This window comes from Saccharopolyspora gregorii, assembly GCF_024734405.1.
In the GTDB taxonomy this organism is placed as follows: Bacteria; Actinomycetota; Actinomycetes; order Mycobacteriales; family Pseudonocardiaceae; genus Saccharopolyspora_C; species Saccharopolyspora_C gregorii.
In genome coordinates, this window is record NZ_CP059556.1 from 5,397,636 (window position 1) to 5,419,183 (window position 21,548).

Annotated in this window: 20 protein-coding genes; 4 read left to right on the forward strand and 16 right to left on the reverse strand. The window is 72.6% G+C overall.

Annotated elements, in window-relative coordinates; genetic code table 11:
• Positions 1-192: 192 nt before the first annotated feature.
• Positions 193-1,095: an SDR family oxidoreductase gene (locus H1226_RS23505; RefSeq protein WP_224968812.1), complete on the forward strand. Its 903-nt coding sequence runs from the start codon at positions 193-195 to the stop codon at positions 1,093-1,095.
• Positions 1,096-1,261: 166 nt separating this feature from the next.
• Here H1226_RS23505 and H1226_RS23510 read toward each other — a convergent pair whose 3' ends face one another.
• From H1226_RS23510 to H1226_RS23550, 9 genes are all read right to left on the reverse strand, one after another.
• Positions 1,262-2,170, reverse strand: coding sequence for a VanZ family protein (locus H1226_RS23510; RefSeq protein ID WP_258342666.1), 909 nt, complete (start codon positions 2,168-2,170; stop codon positions 1,262-1,264).
• 226 nt (positions 2,171-2,396) lie between these two features.
• On the reverse strand, positions 2,397-3,557 hold the full coding sequence (locus H1226_RS23515) for a S8 family peptidase (RefSeq protein WP_224959010.1): 1,161 nt from the start codon (positions 3,555-3,557) through the stop codon (positions 2,397-2,399).
• Positions 3,558-3,859: 302 nt separating this feature from the next.
• Positions 3,860-4,072, reverse strand: a complete 213-nt coding sequence (locus H1226_RS23520) for a hypothetical protein (RefSeq protein WP_258342667.1) — start codon at positions 4,070-4,072, stop codon at positions 3,860-3,862.
• Between the two features lie 132 nt (positions 4,073-4,204).
• A complete protein-coding gene (locus H1226_RS23525) occupies positions 4,205-4,951 on the reverse strand; it encodes a succinate dehydrogenase/fumarate reductase iron-sulfur subunit (RefSeq protein WP_258342678.1) in 747 nt (248 codons plus the stop codon).
• A 9-nt stretch (positions 4,952-4,960) separates the two neighbouring features.
• Positions 4,961-6,838, reverse strand: a complete 1,878-nt coding sequence (locus H1226_RS23530) for a fumarate reductase/succinate dehydrogenase flavoprotein subunit (RefSeq protein ID WP_258342679.1) — start codon at positions 6,836-6,838, stop codon at positions 4,961-4,963.
• Between the two features lie 10 nt (positions 6,839-6,848).
• A complete protein-coding gene (locus H1226_RS23535) occupies positions 6,849-7,673 on the reverse strand; it encodes a hypothetical protein (protein ID WP_258342681.1) in 825 nt (274 codons plus the stop codon).
• A 92-nt stretch (positions 7,674-7,765) separates the two neighbouring features.
• Entirely contained in the window at positions 7,766-8,047 is a 282-nt protein-coding gene (locus tag H1226_RS23540; RefSeq protein ID WP_224959004.1) for a hypothetical protein, read from the reverse strand.
• Positions 8,048-8,213: 166 nt separating this feature from the next.
• Positions 8,214-8,444 carry a hypothetical protein gene (locus H1226_RS23545; RefSeq protein ID WP_258342684.1) on the reverse strand — a complete coding sequence of 77 codons (231 nt, stop codon included), beginning with the start codon at positions 8,442-8,444 and terminating at the stop codon, positions 8,214-8,216.
• Positions 8,441-10,351: a hypothetical protein gene (locus H1226_RS23550; protein WP_258342685.1), complete on the reverse strand. Its 1,911-nt coding sequence runs from the start codon at positions 10,349-10,351 to the stop codon at positions 8,441-8,443. The genes H1226_RS23545 and H1226_RS23550 overlap by 4 nt, the downstream gene beginning before the upstream one ends.
• A gap of 59 nt (positions 10,352-10,410) precedes the next feature.
• On the opposite strand from H1226_RS23550, the gene H1226_RS23555 reads away from it, so the two are divergent.
• Positions 10,411-10,788, forward strand: a complete 378-nt coding sequence (locus H1226_RS23555; protein ID WP_258342687.1) for a cupredoxin domain-containing protein — start codon at positions 10,411-10,413, stop codon at positions 10,786-10,788.
• Positions 10,785-12,074: a hypothetical protein gene (locus H1226_RS23560; RefSeq protein WP_258342689.1), complete on the forward strand. Its 1,290-nt coding sequence runs from the start codon at positions 10,785-10,787 to the stop codon at positions 12,072-12,074. The genes H1226_RS23555 and H1226_RS23560 overlap by 4 nt, the downstream gene beginning before the upstream one ends.
• 12 nt (positions 12,075-12,086) lie before the next feature.
• On the opposite strand, the gene H1226_RS23565 is transcribed toward H1226_RS23560, so the two are convergent.
• The 5 genes from H1226_RS23565 to H1226_RS23585 form a co-directional block, all read right to left on the reverse strand.
• A complete protein-coding gene (locus H1226_RS23565) occupies positions 12,087-12,359 on the reverse strand; it encodes a hypothetical protein (protein WP_258342691.1) in 273 nt (90 codons plus the stop codon).
• Positions 12,360-12,688: 329 nt separating this feature from the next.
• On the reverse strand, positions 12,689-14,626 hold the full coding sequence (locus H1226_RS23570) for a 3'-5' exonuclease (protein WP_258342693.1): 1,938 nt from the start codon (positions 14,624-14,626) through the stop codon (positions 12,689-12,691).
• A 146-nt stretch (positions 14,627-14,772) separates the two neighbouring features.
• Positions 14,773-16,185, reverse strand: a complete 1,413-nt coding sequence (xylB, locus tag H1226_RS23575; protein ID WP_258342695.1) for a xylulokinase — start codon at positions 16,183-16,185, stop codon at positions 14,773-14,775.
• 83 nt (positions 16,186-16,268) lie between these two features.
• Entirely contained in the window at positions 16,269-17,060 is a 792-nt protein-coding gene (locus tag H1226_RS23580; RefSeq protein ID WP_258342697.1) for an SAM-dependent methyltransferase, read from the reverse strand.
• A gap of 321 nt (positions 17,061-17,381) precedes the next feature.
• Entirely contained in the window at positions 17,382-18,224 is an 843-nt protein-coding gene (locus H1226_RS23585; RefSeq protein WP_258342699.1) for a class I SAM-dependent methyltransferase, read from the reverse strand.
• 47 nt (positions 18,225-18,271) lie between these two features.
• Between H1226_RS23585 and H1226_RS23590 the strand changes: the two genes are divergently transcribed.
• The gene (locus tag H1226_RS23590; RefSeq protein WP_258342700.1) at positions 18,272-18,841 is read left to right on the forward strand and encodes a helix-turn-helix domain-containing protein; all 570 of its coding nucleotides are present in this window, start codon (positions 18,272-18,274) and stop codon (positions 18,839-18,841) included.
• A 70-nt stretch (positions 18,842-18,911) separates the two neighbouring features.
• On the opposite strand, the gene H1226_RS23595 is transcribed toward H1226_RS23590, so the two are convergent.
• Positions 18,912-20,060, reverse strand: a complete 1,149-nt coding sequence (locus H1226_RS23595) for an excalibur calcium-binding domain-containing protein (protein WP_258342701.1) — start codon at positions 20,058-20,060, stop codon at positions 18,912-18,914.
• Between the two features lie 134 nt (positions 20,061-20,194).
• On the reverse strand, positions 20,195-21,493 hold the full coding sequence (locus H1226_RS23600) for a hemolysin family protein (RefSeq protein WP_258342702.1): 1,299 nt from the start codon (positions 21,491-21,493) through the stop codon (positions 20,195-20,197).
• Positions 21,494-21,548: the final 55 nt, after the last annotated feature.

Sequence of the window (21,548 nt, forward strand, 5' to 3'; positions counted from 1 at the left end):
CGCGGCGTCTCGGCGATCTCCGGGTGCCCCGGTGAACGGACCGTTCGTCCGGCCCGGTTGGACGAACGGTCCGTTCACTCCACCTCGCTCCGGTGCGGTTCCACGCGCGTCGCTGGACCTACCGAAAGTAAGCTACTGGCGGTAGGCTACTTCGGAGTAGGTGAAGGTCCGCCCAGGAAATCGGGAGCGCGCATGCCGTCAACGACGCCCGGCAAAGTCGTCCTCATCACCGGTGCCGCCCGCGGCATCGGAGCGCAGACCGCGAGGGAACTCGCCCGCCGCGGCGCCACGCTGTCGCTGATCGGACTCGAACCCGACGAGCTCAAGGCCGTCGCCGCCGAACTCGGCGAGGGCCACACCTGGTTCGAGGCCGACGTCACCGACCCCGACTCGCTGCAGACCGCCATCGACGGCACCATCGCGGCCCACGGCCGGCTCGACGCGGTGATCGCCAACGCCGGCATCGCACCGCTGGGGACCGTGCTCAACGGCGACCCGCACGGGTTCACCAAGACCGTCGACGTGAACCTCAACGGCGTCTTCCACACGGCGCGGCTCGCGTTGCCGCACATCATCGAGCAGCGCGGCTACGTCCTGATCGTGTCCTCGCTGTCGGCGTTCGCGCCGATCGGTGGCATGGCCGCCTACACCGCGAGCAAGGCGGGCGCCGACGCGCTGGCCAGCGCGCTGCACTCCGAGACCCAGCACCTCGGCGTCGCGGTCGGCACCGCGCACCCGTCGTGGATCGACACCGACCTGGTGCGCGACATGAAGACCGACCTGCGCAGCTACAGCGAGATGCGCAAGCGGCTGCCCTGGCCGATGCACGCCACCACCACCGTGGAGAAGTGCGGCACCGCGTTCGCGAACGCCGTGGAGCGCCGCTCGCGCCGGGTGTACGTGCCGCGCTCGATCATGCTGATGCACTGGCTGCGCAACCTGCCGTCCTCGAAGCTCGTCGCCCGGCTGATGGCGCCGTCGCTGCGCAAGATCATGCCGCAGATGGAGGCGGAGGTCGCCGCGCTGGGCCGCTCGTTCAGCGCCCGCAACCAGGCGCTCCAGGGGAAGCCGAAGGACCCGGCCGACAAGAGCTGACCAGAGCTCCATCCGGTGGCGCGCCGCCGGATGGTTCCCGATGGCCGGGCGGAAGCTGGTGCGGGCCGCCCGGCCACCGAGGTCACGCCGCCGCCCTTCGCCCTTCGAGTGAACGGACCGTTCGACCAACTAGATCGGACGAACGGTCCGTTCACTCCGGGAATCGTCAGCGGGAGCGGGTCGGCGTGCGGCCCGCGGCGGCCGGGACCGCGCGGCCGGGCGACGTAACCGGGCGGGCGGCGGGGCGCGGAGCCCGGGATTCGGCGCGCATCGCCCGAGGGTCGGCGCCCGCCGCGCGGACCGGTGCGGCGGGGCCGGGCACCGGGTTCGCGGGCAACCGCGGCTGATGCGGGGCCCGGCCGCGCGGTGCCGCGGGCGCTCCGGTGCCGCGGGCGGGCCGGGCGGCGGCGAACCGGTCCGAGGGGCCGCCCTCCGGGACGGCCTCGGGCCGCCGCTCCTGCTCGATCTTCTCGATGATCCGCCACACGGTGGTCTGCGCGTCGTCCGGTTCGGCGCTGCGGTGGTTCGGCCCGGGCAGCTGGGCTTCGGCGCGTCGCCAGCTCGCGCACACGACTACTCCTCCGGCGGCGGCGCCGAGGGTGTTGAGCACGACGTCGTCGGTGGAGGCGACGCGGCCGGGAATGCAGAAGAACTGAATGGTCTCGATGGTGAGTGCGGTCAGCAGTCCGCCGATCACGATCTTGCCGAAGCCGTCGAACCAGCGGACCCGCAGCGGCACGAGCGTCGCCATCGGGATCAGCAGCATCAGGTTCCCGCCGAGCTGCACCCACGGGCGGATGTCGCCGGGCGCGGCCCGCAACGCGGTGTAGAGGTCGTTGCCGAGCTCCATCTCCACCCGGTCGGCGATCTCCGGCTGGGGGTAGAAGACGAGGTAGCCGGTGAACAGGACCGCGAACACGAGCAGCGCGTCGATCAGCGGATCGTGCAGCGGGGACACCGATCGGAGCCGGTTGCTGCGCACCGTGCCGGACACGGCGGCGACCAGCACCGCGAGGGGGAACAGGACCGTGAGCGCCGGGACGAACCCGTCGAACGCCATGAAGAGTTGATACATCTCAGCCGCTCTTCCTCTGGTCAAGCCAGAACCGCGAACCAACGTCTGCATCAGGCGGTGCCACTCGGGGCGGCGCTGTTCCCGCGCCGCGGGTGACGACCGCCTGCCGCGCTCGGGGGCGCGGCGGGCCGGCGGTCGACATTGACCGATCAAGAAGGAGGTCGAGAATGTGGCCGGGCATCGCCGCTGGGGTCGATGCCCGGCCACACCGGGATCGTGCTGGGCGTCAGCCCGCTTCGACCTGCAGGAGGTCGGCGATGGTGCCCTGCGGCGCACCCTGGATGACGCCGGTCGAGGCCCCGCTCTGCAGGCCCTTGATCACGTCGGCCGGGGCGGCACCCTGGTTGGCTTCGAGGAACAGCGCACCGGCGCCGGCCACGTGCGGGCTGGCCATCGAGGTGCCGTCCATCGCCTCGGTGCCGCCGCCGGGGACGGTGGAGGTGATGTCGACGCCGGGGGCGTAGCCCTCGACGGTGGCGCCGAAGTTGGTGAACTCGGCGGAGGTGTCGGTCTCGTCGGAGGCCGCGGTGGTGAACACGCCCTCGGCGCTGGCCGGGGAGACGTTCTCGGCGTCCTGCGACTCGTTGCCCGCGGCGACCGCGAGGAACACGCCCTTGTCGACCAGGCCGGTGGCGGCCTCGTCGAGCGCCGGGTCCTTGCTGCCGCCGAGCGACATGTTCGCCACGGACGGGCCGTTCGCGTTCTCCGCGACCCAGTCGAGGCCGGCGATGATGTCGTCGGTGGTGCCGCTGCCGTCGTCGCCGAGGACCTTCACGCCGACCAGCTCGGTGCCGGGCGCGACGCCGTAGGTCTTGGAGCCGATGGTGCCCGCGGTGTGGGTGCCGTGGCCCTGGACGTCGGCACCGTCGCCACCGGTGGCGTCGAAGCCGATGGAGGCGCGGCCTTCGAAGTCGGGGTGGTCGACGGCGAGGCCGGTGTCGATGACGTAGGCGGTGACGCCCTGTCCGGTCTGGGCCGGGGTGTAGCTGTCGTCCAGCGGCAGGTCGGGCTGGTCGATCCGGTCGAGGCCCCAGGACCCGGTGGCCGCGGCGTGCGGGTTCTCCACCTGGATGCGGAAGGACTGCGAGACGCCGTCGACGGCCGGGTTGGCGCGGACGTCGTGCAGCTGCTGCGGGCTCAGCGTCGCCGAGAACCCGTTGAGGGTGTTGTTGTAGACGTGCTTGGTCTGCACGCCGAGCTCCTTGGCGACCTCGGCGGCGTTGGCGCCGTCCTTGAGGTTGACGACGAAGGAGTCGCCGGCACCGGCCGCGTTGGCCGTGTGCATGGTCAGCGGGGCCAGGTCTTCCTGCGGGGCGGCGGCGAGTGCGGGGACCGCTGCGACCACGAGCGCCGCGGCCGACAGACCGGCTCCGGCACCGAACAGCATCTTCTTCACGGGATTCCCTCCGTCACGAACCGACAAGTTTCCCGGCGGACGCACCGCCCGAGGCACTGGAGTCGATTGCTCTAATTGACTCGGATGCCAGGAACGTAACCAGCGGATCGAGCTCGAACAAAGACGTGGCTAGAACCCGCCACCCCTTCTCGACGTGCGGAGATGACGTTCAAGATCTCCATCTTGACAGTCCTCATCTGGCGTTTTCCTGAATGCTGGGAGCGATTCGGGCGAAAGTGCCGAGGGACACGTACCGGGACTTTGCCATCATTCCCACGCCGCGTGCGGCGGCTTTACTGTTCAAGCTGGGAAAGCGCGGGAAAAACGTGGAGGACGGTGGCGATGCCGCAGCTCAGCGACCACTTCCGCCAGACCCCTGCTGCCTCGCCTGCCGAAACACCGCCCGCGCGGCCGATTTCGAGCCCGCCGAGGCGCAGCCCGCCCAACACGACCGCCCGGAGCCCGAAAAGACCGATTCGAAGAGCCTGATCACCGTGCGCGTTCATCCGAGCCACCGTAAGTGCACGATTCCCGTCAGGTGAAACGAGGTAGTTCACCGCGAAACAGATCGGACATCCGATCGTCGCCCCCGCGCATTGCATCCGATCACATCGCCGAGCGCAATGCGCGCTCGGGTTTCAACGACGTTTGCGGAACAGCCGCAGCAGCGGGTCGTAGTAGCGGTCCGCGGCGCGCTCCTTCAACGGGATGAGCGCGTTGTCGGTGATCTGGATGTGCTCGGGGCACACGTCGGTGCAGCAGCGGGTGATGTTGCACATGCCGAGCCCGTGCTCGGTGCGCGCCTCCCCGGCGCGGTCGGTGCCGCGGGCGTCCAGCGGATGCATGTCCAGCTCGGCCTGCCGCATCAGGAACCGCGGCCCGGAGAACACCTCCTGGTTGTCCTCGTGGTCGCGGATCACGTGGCAGACGTCCTGGCACAGGAAGCATTCGATGCACTTGCGGAACTCCTGCGAGCGCTGCACGTCCACCTGCTGCATCCGGTACTCGCCGGGTGCGAGGCCGGGGGGCGGTTCGAACGCGGGGACCTCGCGGGCCTTGACGTAGTTGAACGAGACGTCGCACACCAGGTCCTTGATCACCGGGAAGGTGCGCAGCGGCGTCACCGTGACGATCTCGTCGGTGGCGAACGTGGACATCCGCGTCATGCACATCAGCTTCGGCTTGCCGTTGACCTCGGCGGAGCAGGAGCCGCACTTGCCCGCCTTGCAGTTCCAGCGCACCGCAAGGTCCGGGCATTCGGTGGCTTGCAGCCGGTGCACGAGGTCGAGCACGACCTCGCCCTCCTCGGCTTCGACGACGTGGTCGCGCAGCTCGCCGCCGTCGGCGTCGCCGTGCCACACGCGAAGGTGCGCCAGGTAGCTCATTCGGCCTCCTCAGCCCGCGAGTTCCTCGTCGGTGAAGTACTTGCGCAGTTCGTCGGCGGCGAACAGCTCCAGCAGATCGGGGCGCACCGGGGGCTGGCGCTGCTCGTCGACCCGCACCCCGTCCCGGCCGAGGGAGCAGGCCAGCAGGGTGCGGCGCCATTCGGCGACCATGCCGGGGTGGTCGTCGCGGGTGTGCCCGCCGCGGCTCTCGGTGCGCTGCACGGCGGCGCGGGCCACGCATTCGCTGACCAGCAGCATGTTCCGCAGGTCGAGGGCGAGGTGCCAGCCGGGGTTGAACTGCCGGTTGCCCTCGACGGCCAGGTGCCGGGCCCGCCCGTCGAGCTCGCGCAGCCGCCGCAGCGCGTCCCGCACCTGCTCGCCGGTGCGGATGATGCCGACGAGGTCGTTCATCACCTGCTGCAGTTCGGCGTGCAGCGCGTACGGGTTCTCCGCGTCGCCCGCGGCGGGTTCGAAGGGCCGCTCCGCCCGCCGCGCCGCATCGTCCACATCGGACTCGCGCGGTGCGGGCCGTCCCGCGCCGGCCAGGTGGTCGGCGGCGCCGATGCCGGCGCGTCTGCCGAACACCAGCAGGTCGGACAGCGAGTTGCCACCGAGCCGGTTCGAGCCGTGCATGCCGCCCGCGACCTCACCGGCCGCGAACAGCCCCGGCACCCCGGAAGCCGCGGTGTCCGGGTCGACCTCGACGCCACCCATCACGTAGTGGCAGGTGGGCCCGACCTCCATCATCTCGGCGGTGATGTCGACGTCGGCGAGCTCGCGGAACTGGTGGTGCATCGACGGCAGCCTGCGCCGGATCTCGTCGGGGCTCAGCCGGGTCGCGATGTCCAGGAACACCCCGCCGTGCTCGCTGCCGCGCCCCTCCCCGATCTCGGTGTTGATGGCCCGCGCCACCTCGTCGCGCGGCAGCAGTTCCGGTGGCCTGCGGTTGTTCTCGGGGTCCTCGTACCAGCGGTCGGCCTCGTCCTCGGTGTCGGCGTAGGCGTCCTTGAACACCTCGGGGACGTGGTCGAACATGAACCGGCGGCCCGCCGCGTCGCGCAGCACTCCCCCGTCGCCGCGCACGGATTCGGTGACGAGGATGCCCTTCACGCTCGGCGGCCACACCATGCCGGTGGGGTGGAACTGCACGAACTCCATGTTGATCAGCGCGGCTCCGGCGCGCAGCGCCAGCGCGTGGCCGTCGCCGGTGTACTCCCACGAGTTCGAGGTGACCTTGAAGGACTTGCCGATGCCGCCGGTCGCGAGCACCACGGCGGGTGCCCGGAACAGCAGGTACCGGCCGCTCTCCCGCCAGTAGCCGAACGCCCCGGCGATGCGCCCGTCCGGGGCGTCCTTGAGCAGGTCGGTGACGGTGCACTCGGGGAACACCTTCAGCCGCGCCTCGTGGTCGCCGTGCTCGGCGAAGTCGGCCTGCTGCAGGGACACGACCTTCTGCTGCAGGGTGCGGATGAGTTCCAGCCCGGTGCGGTCGCCGACGTGGGCGAGCCGCGGGTACTGGTGGCCGCCGAAGTTGCGCTGGCTGATCTTGCCGTCGGCGGTGCGGTCGAACAGCGCGCCGTAGGTCTCCAGCTCCCACACCCGTTCCGGGGCTTCCCGCGCGTGCAGCTCCGCCATCCGCCAGTTGTTGAGGAACTTCCCGCCGCGCATGGTGTCCCGGAAGTGCACCTGCCAGTCGTCGTGCGGGTTGGCGTTGCCCATGGACGCGGCGATGCCGCCTTCGGCCATCACGGTGTGCGCCTTGCCGAACAGCGATTTGCACACCACCGCCGTGCGCAGCCCGCGCTCCCGGGTTTCGATGGCCGCGCGGAGCCCCGCGCCGCCCGCGCCGATCACGATCACGTCGTAGTCGTGCTGCTCGATCCGCATCGCGGGCCCTTCAGTTGAACAGTCGGGGGTCGGGGAACGCTCCCGAGGCGAGCAGCAGCACGTACAGGTCCACCAGCGCCACCGAGATCAGCGAGGCCCACGCCAGCTGCATGTGCCGCGCGTTCATCGCGGTCACCTTCGTCCACAGCCAGTACCGCACCGGGTGCTGGGAGAAGTGGTTGATGCGGCCGCCGACGAGGTGCCTGCACGAGTGGCAGGACAGCGTGTACGCCCACAGCAGCAGCACGTTCACCACCATGAGCAGCGTGCCGAGCCCGACGCCGAACCCGCCGTCGGCACCGCGGAACGCGATGGCCGTGTCGTAGGTGAGCACGCCCGCGACGAGCAGCGCCGCGTAGAAGAAGTACCGGTGGAAGTTCTGCAGCACCAGCGGCAGCCGGGTCTCCCCGGTGTAGGTGCGGTGCGGTTCGGCGACCGCGCACGCGGGCGGCGACAGCCAGAACGAGCGGTAGTAGGCCTTGCGGTAGTAGTAGCAGGTCAGCCGGAACCCGAACACGAACGGCAGCACGAACACCGGCGGCGGCAGCAGCGGGCCCAGCGCGGGGAACGGCTGCCCCCAGTGGCTCGAACCGGGGACGCAGGCCGCGCTCAGGCACGGCGAGTAGAACGGCGCCAGGTAGTGGTACTCGGGCACCCAGTAGGCGGTGTTCATGAAGGTGCGGATCAGGCCGTAGATCAGGAAGAGCCCCAGCCCGGTGGCGGTCAGCAGCGGGGCCAGCCACCACCGGTCGGTGCGCCGGGTCCGCGGGTCCGGTGGCCCCGGCGGGTGCGCGGGTTCGGCGCCGAACGGATCGATACCGGGGAGTGCGGACATGGCTGACCTCGTCGTCGGTGTCCGGTGCGGCCTGGTGCGCCTCGATCTCGTGTCGTGCCGGGTCGTTCCGGGCGGGCCCCGGGGCGGCCGGTTCAGTGCGGTTGGCGCCCGCCGACCCCTTCGTCGTCCGCGTCGCGCCACAACGCCGGGTCGTAGGGCGTGTCCGGCACCATCACCGTTTCGCCGCCGGCCATCTCGCGGCGCGGGGCGGGCAGGGCGGACAGCTCGGCAAGGTCGATCTCGAGTCGTTCCACATCGTTGCTCAGGCGGCGCACGGCCGCAGCGTCGCCGTAGCGCGAACGGAGCATGCCCACGCTGCTGCGCAGCTGCCCCAGCACTCGCTGCACATCGGTCAGTTCGGTCGTCGAAGCCATGGGCGAGCACCTCTCGTACGGGTCGTCGCATCGACGTCTCCGAGAGTGCCCGCGGGCGCCGAATGTGACAAGGGCCACACGGTCGACTTCGGGGATTTCCCTCGACCGAGCTCCGCGGCGGACCGGTTCCGGGTTCCGCGGGGAACCCGCGGTGACCGGGACGGCCTCAGCCGTCGGCGGGGTCGCGGGTGGTGGCGGTGCCGCCGGGAGCGGTGGTGTCGCGGTGGCCGGTGGTGTCCGCGCCCGCGCCGCCGACCGCGTCCCCGTCCTCGGACCGGCGGCGGTCCCGGTAGACGATGACGCCGACGACGGCGAGCACCGCGAAGGTGGGCACGAAGAACGGCACGGCCGTGATGATCGGATGGCTGGCCAGGATCTGCGTGCCCGCGAGGATCACCGCGCAGCCCTCTCCGCTGCGGCTCCGCTCTCGGTCGCTCCGGGCTCGACCGCTTCCGGCTCGATCGCCTCGGGCCGGTCGGCGCCGACGCGCCCGATGCGGTGCGCGCCCCAGCCGAGCGACAGCACGAGGGCCAGCGAGCAGGCCAGCACGACCAGCGAGGCCACCACCCACAGCCAGGACGGCACGTCCTGCTTCGTCTCGCGCTGCAGCACCTGCCACTCGGGCTGGGAGTCGCGGCTGAACTGCGCGTCGGCGGGCACGGCGGGCAGGCCGATGGCCGTGTCGGAGGGCATGTAGACGGGGATCGCGACCTGCGCCCGGCCCTGGTGGAACCGGATCATGGTCTTCCAGGTGCCGTGCAGCGGCATCGGCCGGGTGGTGCGGTAGGTGTCCGGGCCGATCGGCACCAGCCGGTCGACGTGCAGGCCGCCGCCCTGCCAGCCGGTGGTGGTGAGCCAGGTGGCGTCCTGCCCGGTGCCGGGCGGGCTCATCCGGATCACGGCCTGCGCGGTGCGGTCCTGCGGTCCGCCGCGCACGTCGGTGAGGGTGACGTCGGCGCGCACCGGCGGCGCGGTACCGATCAGCGCGTTCGTCACGGCGAGCGCGATCACCACGAGGGCGCCGCCGAACAGCGGTGCCGAGACCTTCGGCTTCGGCGGCGCGCCGCGCAGCGCCAGCGCCAGCAGCGCGCCGAGCACGCCACCGGGGACGCCGCCCGCGACGGCCATGGCGGCGCCTTCGACGGCCATGTCCGGGCTCCACGGCAGCGGGAAGGCGACCTGGGTCCAGGCGTACTCGGACGCGTAGCCGACGGTGCCGATGAGCAGGCCGGAAACCGCGCCGAGCACCAGCGGGCGCCGGACGAGGAACACCGCGGCCAGTTCGACGCAGAGCGCTTCGACGAGGTGCAGCGGGATCGTGGCGAACTCCTCGCCGATGATCGGCCCGACGAACACGGCGACGCCGCCGCGCACCAGCACGTAGAACCCGATGGCGAACAGCGCCGCCCCGCGCCCGGCCCACAGCCGGGCGACGACGAGCGCGCACCCGGTCGCGACCGCGATCATGAACGGCTGGTGCACCATGCGGAACTGCTGCACGCCGTAGTCGAACTCCGCCTGGAACACGGAGAGCCCGACCAGGAGCCCGCCGACGGCCATGCCGCGGTGCGCGAACCGGGCCAGCGCACGCGGTTCGCCGAGGTCGGTGCGGGCGAGCCTGCCCTCGCGTTCCAGCAGCACCACGGCGACCAGGGACAGCCCGGCGCCGCCGATGAGCATCAGGTGCGTCGGCCCCCACAGGGTCACGTCCTGGCCGAAGATGCGGTGCCACACGTCGTCGAGGGGGAAGCCGAGCAGCGCGTAGAACCCGGCGCCGGCCAGCAGCACGCCGCTGATCGGGGCGTGCCAGTCGCGGGTGATGCGCACGGCGGCGCGGCCGACGGGTTCGCCCTTGGGCAGCACCACGGCGAGCATGCCCGCGGCGAACAGCCCGAACAGCCCGATGAGGATCGGGTAGTGCGCGACGTTGGCGAGCGGGCCTTCGTCGCGGCCGTGGGTGATGTGCAGGGAGATGTCCCAGTACATCCCGAGCAGCGCGGTGAGCAGCGAGATCATCGCGAGGAGCTGGGGCAGCGCGACCCACCCGGGCAGCCCGGCGGGCAGCACCCGCTGGGAGCGCTCGGCGAGCCGGGCGAGCACCTGGGTGCGCCCGGTGCGGTGCCCGTAGCCGAGCAGGAGCAGCAGCAGGGTGAGCGCGGTGGCTCCGCCGGAGGCGATGAAGATCTGGTCGAGCGCGGCACCTCCCGCGGGCCGCACCTCTTGCGCCAGCAGCGTCGTCCAGGGCTGCTCTGCCGGGGTCGAGTTCATGCGGGTCATGGAACACCAGAAGCTGGACAATGTCATCCCCGAATGTGACATTGATTGTTGTCAACATCCGGAGTGACCTCGGAAGGACCAACGCCATGACAACGACCCGGCGGCTCATCGGATGCGCGTCGACGGCGGCGGCCCTGCTGCTCTCCGGCTGCGGCGCGCCCGCCCCGCGGCCCGCGGACCGGCCCGCCGCGGCGAACGCCGCCCCCGTCGTGATCGACGCCGAAGTCGCGGGCGGGCAGGTGCGCACCGGCACCGCGCGCATCCCGGTGCCGCTGGGCTCGCAGGTCCGCTACCAGGTGCGCAGCGATCAGCCGGACGAGGCGCACGTGCACGGCTTCGACGAGGCCGTCGAGCTCACCCCCGGGCGGACCGGCGTCATCGAGTTCACCGCCGACGTGCCCGGCGTGTTCGAGGTCGAGCTGCACCACTCCGGGTTGTCGCTGCCCAGCCTGGAAGTCCGGTGAGCACCGAGGTCCTCGCGCACGGCCTCGGCGGCCGCACCGACCTGCCGCTCAACGGCGCGGCGGCCGTCGTCGGCGGCGCGCTCGCCGTCGCCGTCTCGTTCCTCGCGCTCGTCGCGCTGTGGTCGAAGCCGTGGCTGGACCCCGAGGCCGGTCGGCCCGTGCGGTTCCCGGTGCGCCCCGACCGGCTGCTCGGCGCCGCGCGGATCGCCGTGCTGCTGCTGGCGGTGTTCGTGGTCGCCGTCGGCGCCTTCGGTCCGGCGGAGACGAACCGGAACCTGGCGCCGTGGGTGCTGTTCGTGACGTTCTGGGTGGGGCTCATCCCGGTGAGCGTGCTGTTCGGGCCGGTGTGGCGGGCGGTGAACCCGCTGCGCACCCTGCTGCGGCTGCTGCGACTGGGACGCGCGCCGCGACCGCTGCCCGCGTGGCTCGGTTACCGGGTCGCCGCCGCGTGGCTGCTCGGGTTCGTGTGGCTGGAGCTGGTCGCGCCGGACCGCGCCGATCCGCGGCTGGTGACCGCGTTGATCGTCGGCTACGCGGTGGTGAACCTGGCGGCGGCCGCCCGCTACGGCCCGGTGTGGTTCGAGCGCGGCGACGGCTTCGAGGTGTACTCGACGCTGCTGGCCCGGTTCTCCCCGCTGGGCAGGCGGGCCGACGGGACGGTGGTGCTGCGCAACCCGCTGGCCGGGCTGGTGCGCGCCGACCCGGTCCCCGGGCTCGCCGGGCTGGCGTGCGTGCTGATCGGCTCCACCGCGTTCGACGGGTTCACCCGCACCAGCTGGTGGCAGGCGCTGCGCAACGCGTCCGGGCTGCCGGACGTGCTGGTCGGCAGCGGTGGGCTGCTGGTGTGCGTCGCCGGGGTGTCGGCGCTCTACTTCGGCTCGATGCGGCTGAGCGCGCGGCTGTCCGGCAGCGCCGAGCCGCCGGCCGCCCGGTTCGCCGCGACGCTGCTGCCGATCGCCGTGGGCTACGGGGTGGCGCACTACTTCTCGTTCTTCGTGATCGAGGGGCAGCAGCCGTTCATCCTGGCCGGTGATCCGTTCGGGACCGGGCTGGACCTGTTCGGGTCGGCCGGGAACCTGCCGGACCACTCGGTGCTCTCCCCCGGAGTGGTGGCGATGGTGCAGATCAACGCGATCGTGCTCGGCCACATCGCGAGCACCGCCGCCGCGCACGACCAGGCGCTGCGGTTGTTCGACGCGCGCGGCGCGCGAGTCGGCCAGCTGCCGGTGGTGCTGGCGATGGTGTTCCTGACCGGCGTCGGACTGCTCCTGCTGCTGTCCGGTTAGGACGGACGCGGGTCAGTCGCCGCCGCCACCACCGCTGTCGCCGCCACCACCGCTGTCGCCGCCACCGCCGCCGCTGTCGCCACCGCCGCTGTCACCGCCGCCGGACCCCGAGTCGTGGTGGTGACCGTGATGTCCGTGGTGCCCGTTCCAGTCCGAGCTGTAGGAGGGGTCCGAAGACCCCGCATAGCCACCGCCGCGGCCGCGCCCACGCCGGCTCGCGACCCCCGCGAGCACCAGCACGACCAGTACGAACAACACCGACACAGCCAAGGCCACGATCTTCACCCCAGTTCCGCTCCGGCCCGCTTCCCCAGGTCGAGCGGACCGCCCGGAAATTACCAGCGGGCACCGATCCCGAGACCGGATTCCGGGAAACCGCCCGGAAAGTCCGTTCCGATCATCGACCGCAGCACCGTCTCCCCGCGCCTGCCAGAGTCCCGGGCCGCGGCGACCAGCAGGGCCGGACCCGGTTCGAGCGCCCGGCAGTGACTCTCGCCACGACGGCCGACGCGAACACCGAAGGATTCCCGAACCGCGCGGCACCCCTCGGCCCACCCGCTGAGAACCGCAGCGAGAGGCCGCCGGAGGTCACAGGGCTTCCTCCCGACGCGGCCTCACCCCTCCACGCGCGGCGGCCCCACCCACAGCAGGTCCCGCGCCCGGGTCAGCGCGACGAGCCGGGCGCGCTGCCCCAGCTCCCGCAGGTCGCGGCTGCGCTCGTCGAAGCCCTCTTCCGCGGGGAGTTCCGGCACGAACACGGCGCGGAACTCCAGGCCCTTCGCGCGATGCACGGTCCCGACGCGGACCTTGCCATCGCGCTCACCGGTCCAGCCGTCCAGACCTCGCACTGGAATCCCGTTGCGCCGCAACACGTTTCGCCATCGATCCGCGTCGGGGTTCCGGAACGTCAGCACCGCGATGTCGTCCGGTTCCGCCTGTCCGCGCACGGCGTCGACGAGCGCCTCCTCCAGGCCTTCCGGCCGGTCCGACCAGGACACCACTTCGCCGCCGCGCAACGTCGCCACCGACTCGCGCAACGAGAAACCCGCGGCGCCGTCGAGGTCGTCGACCTGGTTGGTGGCGTCGAACCGCTGCGCCCATTCCAGGATCCGCGAGGCGTTCCGGTAGTTGGTGCGCAACACCTCACCCCGTCCCTTGATCGGGATGCCCGCGTCGGAGAGCCGCCAGCCACCGGCGTAGATCTGCTGCTGCCCATCGCCGACCAGCAGGAGCCGGTCCCCCGCCATGGTGTGCAGCAATCGGAGGCCGACCAGCGTGATGTCCTGGACCTCGTCGACGACGACACCCGCCAGCGGCCGTGGCAGCGGCTCCCGTTCCAGTTCGGCGCGGGCTTCGGTGAACACGTCGTTGTGGTCGTGCAGGCCGCGCTCCCGGCGGATCTGCTCGTAGTGCTCGTGGAGCCGCCACACCAGTTCGCGGTCCGCCGCGGTCAGGCGCAGGCCGCGTCCGGTGCGGTGCAGGCTCTGGTACTCGGCGAGTGCGGTGATGCCGCGGCCCTTGATGACGCGGTCGATCTCGTCCCGCCAGTACTCGTGCCGGTTGAGCTCGGCGAGCCTGGTGTGCTTGCCGAACTTCGACCAGGCGAGGGAGAAGCAGGTCTCCGAGGACTTCACCTGGAGCGCTCTGCCGCGGCTCTGCAGGAATTCCCGCGCCCAGCGGTGCAGGTGGTCGAACCGGACGCGGTCCCCGATCTCCGGCGCGAGCCGCTGGAAGGACCGCTGCGCGATCGGCGGCAGGTTGCTGGCGAAAGTGGTGAACAGCAGCGGGCCGACGCTGTTCCGCGCCATCCGCACCAGCCGGTGCAACGCGACCACGGACTTCCCGGTGCCCGCGGGTCCGCTGATCCGGGCCGGTCCGCTGTAGTCGCGGCGCACCATCGCGTGCTGCGAGTCGTCCAGGAACGTCAGCCAGGACTCGAACGGGCCGTCCAGCGCCGCGTCGAACCGGTCCTGCGCGAGGTCCTCGAGGTCGAACAGCTCCGCACCGGCCTCGGCGGGAACGGGCTCTAGCTGGGGCACGAGCCGGGTGAACTCGCTCCGGTGCGCGGACAGGTGAGCGGTCAATGTCTCCACGTCCCGCTTGGTCAGCCTGCGTTCGCCGCGGTCCAGCACCCGGTCCAGCGTCCCTTCGGTCACCGTGAGGTGGTGGCCGATGGACCGCTTCGACGGTTCCCGCCCTGCGGGCAGCACCACCACCGGCCGGACCACCGCCTCGCTGACGACACCGGCAGGCACTCGCAGGCCGAGGAACGACTCGGACGCGTTCCGCAGCACGGTGCGGACTTCGTCCGGGTCCGGTTCGTGGTCCCGGACGACGACGGCGAGAACACCGCGCGGGCCGATCAGCAGCACGTCGGCGTGCCCGGACGGGACTTCCGGCAGGGCGGTGTGCACGTGGGTGTGCCAACCGGCGCGGCTCTCCACCAGGAATCTGGACAGCACCTGCCGCTGCCAGCCGGCCAGCGACGGGTGGGCGGCGACGGCGCGTTCCGCGGCGCGGCGCAACCGCTCCCAGCGGTGATCGGTGCTCATGTTCGCGAACCTTCCCCCGACGCCCTCGGACCAAGATCGAACGTATCGGGGGCATTCGCTCGGGTCAGCGTTCCGCGGCGCGGACCACCCGATCGCCGCAGCCGGTGCTGGTCCGTCCGGGCGGTTCTCCTTGCCGCGCAGGGGGATCAGACGCCGTGCAGGCGTTCGCGGGTGGCGTGGTAAGCGTGGCGGACCGCGTCGCCCTGGTAGGCGTTCGCGGCCTCGCAGCGGCTGGAGCGCAGTTCCCACTCGGGCGGTGCGGCGGCGCCGGACAGCACCCAGGCGGCCTGCTTCGCGGCGCCGAGCGCCACGTACTCGGCGGCTTCCGGGATGTCGACCGGCACCCCGAACAGGGCGGGCGCGACCGCGCGCACCGCGGCCGATTCGCTGGCGCCGCCGATCAGCAGCACGCGCCGCACCTCCACTCCGGCCGCCCGCAGCGCGTCGACCCCGTCGGCGAGGCCGCACAGCATGCCTTCGACGGCGGCGCGGGCCAGGTTCTGCGGGGTCATGTTGCCGCCGCGGATCCCGGCGAGCGTGCCGGTGGCGTCCGGCAGGTCCGGGGTGCGTTCGCCTTCCAGGTAGGGCAGCAGGGTGAGCCCGCCCGCGCCGGGTGCCGCCTCCAGCGCCAGCCGGTCCAGCCCGGCGAGGTCGGTGCCGAGCATCGTGGCGGCACCGCTGAGCACCCGGGCCGCGTTGAGCGTGCACACCAGCGGCAGGTAGCGGCCGGTGGCGTCGCAGAACCCGGCGACCAGGCCCGTCTCGTCCGCGCTGGGGTGCTCGGCGACGGCGAACGCGGTACCGGAGGTGCCCAGCGACACCACCACGTCGCCCGGCCCGGCACCGATGCCGAGCGCGCCCGCCATGTTGTCGCCGGTGCCCGCGCCGAGCAGCGCCCCCTCCAACGGGGCGAATCCCGTGGCACGGCCCGCGGATCCGGCCGGGTCGAGCACGTCCGGCAGCCGCGGGCTCCGGCCGCCCATCGCGGCGGAGAGCAGGTCCGGCAGCCATTCCCCGGTGGCGGGCGCGAAGTAGCCGGTGCCGGAGGCGTCACCGCGGTCGGTGCAGGCCCGCTCCGGCCGTCCGGCGAGCAGCCAGGTCAGCCAGTCGTGCGGCAGCAGCACCCGGTCCACCAGGTCGGCGCGGTGCGGTTCGTGCTCGGCGAGCCAGGCCAGCTTGGTGAGCGTGAAGCTCGCGACGGGCACCGAACCGGTGCGCTCCGCCATCACCGCCGCCCCGTGCTCCGCGACCAGGGCGCGGGCCTGCGGCGCGGAGCGGGTGTCGTTCCACAGCAGCGCGTCCCGCACCGGGTCGCCCGCGGCGTCGACCGCGACCATGCCGTGCTGCTGGCCCGCGACCGAGACGGCGCCGATCTCACCGGGGGTGTGCGCGGCGGCCTGCTCGATGGCGTCGCGCGCCGCGGTCCACCACGCCCACGGGTCCACTTCGGTCCCGGTGGGGTGCTGCGCCTTGCCCTCGGCCACGACCCGGCCCGTCGCCGCGTCGGCGACGACCGCTTTGGTGGATTGGGTCGAACTGTCGATGCCGAGAACGAACACGGGTCAGCCTCCACCTCAACGCCCGGTGCAACGTCGGAATCCTGCCAGACCACCGACCGCGACCGGGGTGCGCGGTGGGCCGGTCAGGGCTTGCGGCCTACCCCGCACAGCAACAGGTTCTGCGCCGGTACGCGGGCGCGCAGCCGCGGGCCGTCCGGCCACCAGTCGAGGGGGCGCACCAGGCCGGGTTCGGTGATCTCGGTGCCGTCGAACAACGCCTCGATCTCGGCCCGCCCGCGGAACCAGCCGGTGCCGAGCTCGGCGAGCATCAGCTTCTCCAGCTGCGCGGCGGACGCCGCGTGCGCCGGGTCCGCCGGGCTGTGCAGGTGGCTGATCGCGACGTAGGAGCCGGGTGCGAACGCGTCCAGGTACCGCGCCAGCACGCGGTGCGGCGACCGGTCGTCCGCGACGTGCTGCAACGTGGCGCCCTGCAGCATCGCGACCGGGCGGGACAGGTCGATGTTGCGGGCCACGGCGGGCAGCGCCAGCAGCGCCTCCGGTTCGGTGAGGTCGGCGAACGCGAAGTGGGTGTGGTCGTTGTCGACGAGCAGCGCTTGGCCGTGGGAGAAGACCATCGGGTCGTGGTCGGCGTACACGACGACCGCGTCCGGATTGGCGCGCTGCGCGACCTCGTGGGTGTTCTCGCCGGTGGGGAGGCCGGCGCCGATGTCGAGGAACTGGTCGATGCCGACGGTGCCCGCCAGGTAGCGCACGACCCGCATCAGCCATTCCCGTTGGTCCTGGGTGGCGACGACGAGGCCGGGGGCGATCTCCAGGGCGGCGTCGACCACGGCCCGGTCCACGGCGTAGTGGTCCTTGCCGCCGAGCAGCGCGTCGAAGAACCGCGCCACGCTGGGGCTCCGGGTGTTCAGCACCGGCGATCCAGGTGCCACGGCGATCGCGCCGGCTCCGGGGCGCGTCCAGCTGAGACGGGCGGGTTCGACACCGGAACGATCAGGCATCGAGCACCTCACAACCGATCGTGACACTTGCACTGTCACGAACAGTATAAGCACTGTCCGGCCGGATCCGATCGCCCGGTCGGCCGCCGGATCGCGATCGAACGCCCGCCCTCCGCGGGGTGCGCGCCGACGCGCACGACACCGGCATCATGATCGACTCGGACGGCCGTCGACACCGCCGCGCGGCCGAACCTCACCGCAACGGCGCACCCACCCCGCCCGCTCGGAGCCCGATCAGGGGCGGCGGGCGGCGAGGAAGGTTCGGGTGGCTCGGACGGTGAGGTCGTCGCGGTTGCGGAGGGCGCCGGGGCCGTCGGAGTCGAGGAGTTCGCCGAGGGCCGCGACGTCGGCCTCGTCGAGGGACGCGTCGAGGAACGGGCGCATCCGGCGCAGCGTCACCTCGGCGTAGCGCCGCGCGACGGCGGGCAGCGGGGCGGGCAGGTCGACGTCGACGGTGCGGTGCGCGACCGCGGTGAAACCGGCCCCGGCCACCGGTTCCGCCCAGTCGGCGCTGATGTGCGGCAGGTGCTCGGCGCGCTTGCGGGCGAGCAGGTCGCGGCAGCGCTCCTCCAGGCCGGGCCGGCCGAAACCGAGGTCGTCGGGCAGGAACCGGGGGAACGAGTCGAGCTCCGCCACCGCCAGCACCCCGCCGGGCCGCAGCGCCGCGAACACCTCGCCGAGCACCCGCGCCGGATCGGCCAGGTGGTGCAGGGACGCGGACGCCCACACCAGGTCCACGGGCTCGTCGAGCGCCGGGAACTCCGCGTCGAGGTCGGCGCGCTCGGTGCGGACCCGGTCGGACACGCCCCGCGCCGCCGCCTTCCCCGCGAGGTGCGCCAGCACGGGTTCGGCGGTGTCCACGGCGAGCACCGCGGCCTGCTCGAAGCGCTCCAGCAGGACGAAGGTGCCCGCGCCGGTGCCGCTGCCGAGGTCGATGATCCGCCGCACCGGCGGGTCGACGAGCCCGGCGAGTTCCGCGGTCAGCTCCGCCAGGTCGTCGTGCATGACCTCGGCGTCGAGGTCGAGCATCTCGAACTGGGCTGTGTCGTCGGCGGCGGTGTGCTCGTGGTGCGTCATGCCGCCACGGTAGCCGCGGATTGCCCCGATGGCATATCGTTTTGCTCATGACGCAAGACGGTGAGCTGGACGCCCTCGTCCGGCAGCGGATCCGGAGCCTGCGGACCTCGCGGGGCCTGTCCCTCGACGAGCTGGCCGCGCGCTGCTACCTGAGCACCTCCACGCTCAGCCGCATCGAGACCGGGCACCGGCGGATCAGCCTGGACCAGCTGGCGCCGCTGGCCCGCGCGCTCGGCACCACCCTGGACCAGCTGGTCGAATCGGCCACCGACGAGGACGTGGTGATCCGCCCGGTGCGCGACGAGACCCGCGGAGCCACGTCCTGGCTGCTCAGCAAGGACTCCGGGCCGCACGGCATGACCGTCGCGAAGATGCGGCTCACCCGGCCCGCGCCGGCGCGGGACTCCGGGCGGCTGGCGGTGCACCCGGGCAAGGACTGGTTCACGGTGCTGTCCGGGACGGTGGAGCTGGTGCTCGGCGAACGCACCATCCTGATCGAGTCCGGGCAGGCCGCGCAGTTCAGCACCATGACCCCGCACGCGTTCGGCGCGCGCGGCGGACCGGCGGAGATCCTCACCATCCTCGACCACGACGGGCAGCGCACCCACCTGAGCTGACGGTGCGGGTTCCCGCCGCGCGACTGCGGCCCGGCGAGGCCTGCGGGGGCGGGCCGAGCCCCGACGGCGATCAGGTCTCGCAGGCGACCCCGTCGCCGTCCCGGTCGAGCGCCGAGCGGTATCCCGGCTGACCGCGGTAGAGGGGAGCCGCGCCCGCGTCCTTCGCCGCCGTGCAGTTCGGGTAGTAGGCGGCACCGCCGCCGTCCTCGTCGTCCTCGTCGTCCTCGTCGTCCGACGCGTAGGTCGGGTCCGGCGCGGGCTGCGGGTTCGGCCGGGGCTTCGGCTCCGGGTTCGGCTCGGGGTTCGGCCGCGGATCGGGTTCCGCCGTGGAGCTCTCCCGGGCCGCGCCGCACACCGCCCAGGACCCGGTGCCCGCCAGCTCGGCGCGCCCGCCCGCCGCAGAGATCTCCGCCCAGCGCAGCGAATTCGGCGGCATCTGCTCGGCGACGGCGAAACCACCGCCGACCAGGTCAGCGTTGACGAACTCCCCGCGGTCGTTCCAGAGGTACCGCAGGTCCCACCCCTGCTCGTCCTGCGGCTGCACGTCCGGGAGCACCCAGACCACCGATCCGACGGGGGCGAGCCGGTTCAGCTCGGCGGTGGCCTCCTCCCGGAAGCAGTCCGCGACGGGGCGGACGTGCAGCAGCCGGACGCCGCGCGGGACGGAACCGGGCATCGCCCCGTCCTCGACGGCGGTGACCCGGAGCCGAGCGCCGGCCTCGACGCTCAGCACGACCGCGCGCTGCACCCCCGCCGGCACACCGGCCGGGAGCGCCGGAGCGGGCGGCGCGGCCGGGGCGCTCGGCGCCGGCGCGGTCGCCGAAGGCTGCGCCGCCTGATCGGCCACCACCCGCGTGGTCGACCCGGTGGGCGGCAGCAACGCGAACGCCACGCCGAACAGGACCGCTCCCGGCGCCAGCCGAGCCGCGAACCCGCGGGTGATCGTCCGGTCCCACCCGCGCGGATGCCGGACCGCGAACACGCCGGACCAGACGATCAGACCGATCCCGGTCAGCAGCAGGAATCCCGCGAAGGCGTCCGGTTCGGCCGGGTCCAGCAGCAGCGCCAGGAACATCGCCGCATAACCGCTGCCGAACCGGAGCCAGAAACCCTTGCGCACCACCGGATCCCACCGGCCTCGACGGCGGACCCCCAGCACGATCGCCCAGATCATGACCCCCAGGCCGGTGATCCCCAGCAACGCGACCAACGCTTCCACGACGAGAACTCCCCCACGGACGACAGCGGTGGACCTCGCGCACCCTCCGCGACGAGGTCGGCACGTAAGGTATCGGACTGGGCACGGTGCGTGTTCAGCGCGTCGCATCGGCGTGCTTCGCGCCGCTCCCGGTCTCACCGGTCGTCGTCGGGGGCGGCTCCGGTGATGCGGACGCGGGAGATGCGGCGGCCCTCCACCGCGCGGACCGTGAACTCGTGGCCGAGGGCGGTGACCGAATCGCCCTCGCGCGGCATCCGGCCGAGGCGGGCGAGGACGAACCCGGCGAGGGTGTCGTACGGGCCCTCCGGCAGCGCGATCCCGGAGCGGTCGGCCACTTCGCTGCGGTGCAGCAGGCCGTCGAGCTCCAGCACGCCCTCGGCGGGTGGCGCGGCCGGGCGTTCGCGCGGGTCGTACTCGTCCCAGATCTCGCCGACGATCTCCTCCACCAGGTCTTCGAGGCTGACGATGCCCGCGGTGCCGCCGTACTCGTCGGCGACCACGGCGAGGTGCCCGCCGCCGCGACCGCGCATCGCCGTCAACGCGGCCAGCGCGGGCTTCGTGCCCGGCAGCGTCGTGATCGGCCGCGCCAGCGAACCGACCGTGCGAGCCCGGCTCCCGCGGCTCGCCTCGTACAGGTCGCGCACGTGCACGAAACCGACCACGTCGTCGGCGGAACCGTCCCGCAGCACCGGATAGCGCGAGTGCGGTTTCCCCAGCACCTCGTCGACCGCGTCGGCGGCGCCGGTGTCCGCGTCGAGGAAGTCGACCTCGGTGCGCGGCACCATCACTTCGCTCAGCACCCGGTCGCCGACCTCGAAGGCGTCGGTGATGAGGCGGCGCTCCTCGGTGGTGAACTGATCGCTGGTGCGGACCATGTCGCGCAGCTCCTCCTCGCCGACCTGCTGCTCGTCGGCGCGCGGGCTCACCCCCAGCAGCCGCACCACCCCGTTCGTCGACACCGACAGCAGCCAGATCACCGGCCGGAACGCGGTCGCCACCGCGTCCAGCACTCCCGCCGTCGCCAGCGACACCGCCTCCGGCTTCTGCAGCGCGAGGCGCTTCGGCGCCAGCTCGCCGAACACCAGCGACAGGTACGACACGAACGCGGTCACCAGCACCAGCGCCACCGTCGTCGCCACCCCCACCGGCAGGCCCCACCCGACCAGCGGCGGCTCCAGCCGCACCGCGAGCGTCGCCCCGCCGTAGCTGGAGGCGAAGAAGCCGGTGAACGTGACGCCGACCTGCACCGCCGAGAGCATCCGGTTCGGGTCGGACTTCAACCGGGCCACGCCCGCCCCGCGCCTGCCCAGGTCCTCCAGCCGGTGCACCTGGCTCTGCCGCAACGACACCAGCGCGATCTCCGCCGCCGCGAAGAAACCCCCGAGCAGGACGAACAGCGAGATCAACGCCAGGTTGCCGAAGACGTCCCCCATCAGGCGATGGTGCCGAGAGGCGGGCAAGAACACCACGCGCCTCACGTTCCGGCGC

Coding starts and splice junctions, on each gene's coding strand:
- H1226_RS23600 (WP_258342702.1), bottom strand. CDS start 21,493: ATGGGGGACGTCTTCGGCAACCTGGCGTTGATCTCGCTGTTCGTCCTG.
- H1226_RS23505 (WP_224968812.1), top strand. CDS start 193: ATGCCGTCAACGACGCCCGGCAAAGTCGTCCTCATCACCGGTGCCGCC.
- H1226_RS23555 (WP_258342687.1), top strand. CDS start 10,411: ATGACAACGACCCGGCGGCTCATCGGATGCGCGTCGACGGCGGCGGCC.
- H1226_RS23540 (WP_224959004.1), bottom strand. CDS start 8,047: ATGGCTTCGACGACCGAACTGACCGATGTGCAGCGAGTGCTGGGGCAG.
- H1226_RS23570 (WP_258342693.1), bottom strand. CDS start 14,626: ATGAGCACCGATCACCGCTGGGAGCGGTTGCGCCGCGCCGCGGAACGC.
- H1226_RS23590 (WP_258342700.1), top strand. CDS start 18,272: ATGACGCAAGACGGTGAGCTGGACGCCCTCGTCCGGCAGCGGATCCGG.
- H1226_RS23550 (WP_258342685.1), bottom strand. CDS start 10,351: ATGACATTGTCCAGCTTCTGGTGTTCCATGACCCGCATGAACTCGACC.
- H1226_RS23535 (WP_258342681.1), bottom strand. CDS start 7,673: ATGTCCGCACTCCCCGGTATCGATCCGTTCGGCGCCGAACCCGCGCAC.
- H1226_RS23525 (WP_258342678.1), bottom strand. CDS start 4,951: ATGAGCTACCTGGCGCACCTTCGCGTGTGGCACGGCGACGCCGACGGC.
- H1226_RS23520 (WP_258342667.1), bottom strand. CDS start 4,072: ATGAACGCGCACGGTGATCAGGCTCTTCGAATCGGTCTTTTCGGGCTC.
- H1226_RS23515 (WP_224959010.1), bottom strand. CDS start 3,557: ATGCTGTTCGGTGCCGGAGCCGGTCTGTCGGCCGCGGCGCTCGTGGTC.
- H1226_RS23510 (WP_258342666.1), bottom strand. CDS start 2,170: ATGTATCAACTCTTCATGGCGTTCGACGGGTTCGTCCCGGCGCTCACG.
- H1226_RS23530 (WP_258342679.1), bottom strand. CDS start 6,838: ATGCGGATCGAGCAGCACGACTACGACGTGATCGTGATCGGCGCGGGC.
- H1226_RS23585 (WP_258342699.1), bottom strand. CDS start 18,224: ATGACGCACCACGAGCACACCGCCGCCGACGACACAGCCCAGTTCGAG.